Genomic DNA, 2,790 nt, shown 5'->3' on the forward strand with positions numbered 1-2,790 from the left:
CTAGCGAGGTATTCAGTCGAAGAGCATTATTGGAAGAACGGCAGTCTCCAGAAGTCAATTGAGCTCCGACGTTGCTCGATAAGCCAAGCCTTGAACGCGTTAAATGAGGAAATCGAAGGAAAAGATTTCTACTTGGCTATCGATCGGCGAGATAAGTCAGCCTACGAGTTCGTTCAGATGTAAGCCACTCCGCCCTCCAGCCGACTTCGGAGAGGCTTTGCGGCGTTCAGCGGAAGTAGAGTACGCCGCGGCGCGAAAATGGCGACGTTCTTCCCTGAGACCGGTTTATGGCTTGCTGGAAAGCCAGAAGGGCGCTCCTCGGATGGCTCGAAAGCGGCAACTCCGATAGCGCTGGCCGCCGCATACCTCCAACAGACAACTTTTTCAAGTTCCGGGAGGCAGAAACGTTGCGCAGGGAGGATTTCTTATGTCGGGGCTGGTTTGCACCCCGTTGCATGCGAATCGGCTCTACGCGGCTTTTCTGCCGATCATGGGGCACGTGCAGCAAAATTCGCCCTACCGCTAATTCATGGTGAGGGCAAAACTACAGCCGGCACGACTACTCCACCGGATCGCGCCCCCGGAACAGTACATCGAAAGTCTTTGCTGCTAAGAAGGTCTCCGGTTGGTATCGATACGTCGGCTTAGTCGGGGGAAGCAATGAAGGATGGCGCGGTCGCGGGACAACCGCCCGTTCCGCACGTGGGCAGTTTCGTTGGCATTCGAGGTCGGACTTGGATCGTCGAAAGGGTCGAGCAGAAGGGCCGCGTGCAAGCGCTCACCCTGATCTCCTGTGAGGATGATTCTCAGGGCGAGGCGATCGAGCTCGCCTACGCTGCCGAAATTCGGCCTGAAATCCTCGATTTGAACGACTGGTCGCCGCTGCTGGCCAGGACATTCGAGGGGCCTCAGCGCTTAGGTGCCTACCTGCGCTCCACCGAATGGCGCACCGCGACGGCAGCCGACCGCAAGCTGTTCCAGGCCCCGTTTCGTGCCGGCATTCGGCTCGATTCCTATCAGCTGCTGCCGCTCGCCAAGGCGCTCGAACTGCCGCGCGTCAACCTCCTGATCGGCGATGACGTCGGCCTCGGCAAGACCGTCGAAGCTGGTCTGATCGTGCGGGAACTGCTGCTGCGGCGTCGTATCGACACTATCGTGGTCGCCGCGCCCGCATCCATGCTGCTGCAATGGCAGGACGAGCTTGCGCAGAAGTTCGGGCTCGATTTCACGATCGTCGACCGGGAGCATCTCTTGGAGACCCGGCGCACCCGCGGTTTCTCGGCCAACCCCTGGAGCGTCGGCTCGCGCTTCATCGTCTCGCACAGCGTCCTCTCCGATGAGAGCTACACGGGAGGCCTGCGCGAGCTCCTGGCTCCGTTTCGCGCGGGATCGATGTTCATCCTGGACGAGGCTCATCATGCCGCTCCGTCGTCTGGAGCAACCTGGGCGGTCGAAAGCCAGATGACCAAGGCCGTTCGCGACATCGCTTCGCTCTTCGAGCATCGATTGTTCCTCTCGGCGACTCCGCACAATGGCCACTCAAACTCGTTCGCGACCCTGCTGGAGATCCTCGATCCGCAGCGCTTTACGCGCGGCATTTCGGTTGAGGCCAGGGAACTTGAGCCGGTCATGGTGCGGCGGCTGAAGGAAGACTTGCGTCGGCTCGGCCACGCCTTTCCTGAGCGCATCGTCGAGCCGATCGAGATATCGGGCCTGGCGCCGGATGCGCCCGAACTGCGTCTCGCCATGATGCTCGACGAGTACAGCCAGTCATCGGCCGGCGGGACCAGGGCGCGCTTTCTGTTCGCCAATCTGCAGCAGCGCCTGTTCTCGTCGATTGCGGCGTTCCACCGGACGCTCACAACGCATCGAAGGAGCCTCGCCAGGAAGAGCGAGGAGCTCGCTCCTGACACCATCGAGGCGATGCCGGAACTAATCGAAGACAACGAGTCGATCGAAGCAGTGACCCATCATGCCAAGGGCGAGCTCGGCGACCTCAACGCCGCTATCGCCCATGTCGATCGCATGCTCGCCATCAGCGCCGCCGCGCGCGATCTGCCCGACGCGCGGGTTGCCGCGATCCTCGATTGGATCGAGCAACAGATGCTCGACGACGGTTACACCTGGCAGGACCGCCGGCTCATCCTGTTCACCGAATGGGAGGACACGCGCCGCTGGCTGGTCGAGCGCCTCAAGGAGGGCCTGCTCCAGCGCAGCCTTGGTCGCGTTGATCTGGAGGGCCGCATCCTCAACTTTACCGGCCAGACCAGCCTGCAGGAGCGCGATCGCATCAAGATCGCCTTCAACGCCCCGTTTGACAAGGAGCCGGTGCGCATCCTCGTCTGCACCGATGCGGCGCGGGAGGGCCTCAATCTGCAAGCACGTTGCCACGATCTCATCCATGTTGATCTGCCCTGGAACCCGTCGCGGCTGGAGCAGCGCAACGGCCGTATCGACCGCAAACTGCAGCCCTCAAAGACCGTTACCTGTGGCTATTTCGTCTACACCCAGCGCGAGGAAGACCGGGTGTTGGACGCGCTGGTGCGCAAGACCGAGGTGATCCGCAAGCAGCTCGGCGCCTCGGGCGAGGTTCTGCGTCAAACCATCGAGACCACGCTGGCCAGAGAAGGAATCCGCCGCGGCGATGCGGCCAAGTTGGCCGAAAGCATCAGCAGCGCCACGTCAGAGCGCGTCGGCATCGCCGCGCGCGAGCTGGATGACGAGGCCGACAGGCGTGTCGCCCGGCTGAAGGAGGAGGAGCAGCGGCTGCAGCGCGCGCTCGAAACCGCC

At 62.2% G+C, this 2,790-nt stretch carries 2 protein-coding genes; both read left to right on the forward strand.

The window, feature by feature from the left end:
• Positions 1 to 183 (forward strand): hypothetical protein (locus XF30_RS38875; RefSeq protein ID WP_204524513.1); only part of this gene is annotated, 183 nt, incomplete at its 5' end.
• 477 nt (positions 184 to 660) lie between these two features.
• A partial coding sequence (gene drmD / locus XF30_RS38880; RefSeq protein WP_244608989.1) for a DISARM system SNF2-like helicase DrmD occupies positions 661 to 2,790 on the forward strand: 2,130 nt, incomplete at its 3' end.

Source organism: Bradyrhizobium sp. SUTN9-2 (assembly GCF_003122645.1).
Taxonomy (GTDB): Bacteria; Pseudomonadota; Alphaproteobacteria; order Rhizobiales; family Xanthobacteraceae; genus Bradyrhizobium; species Bradyrhizobium yuanmingense.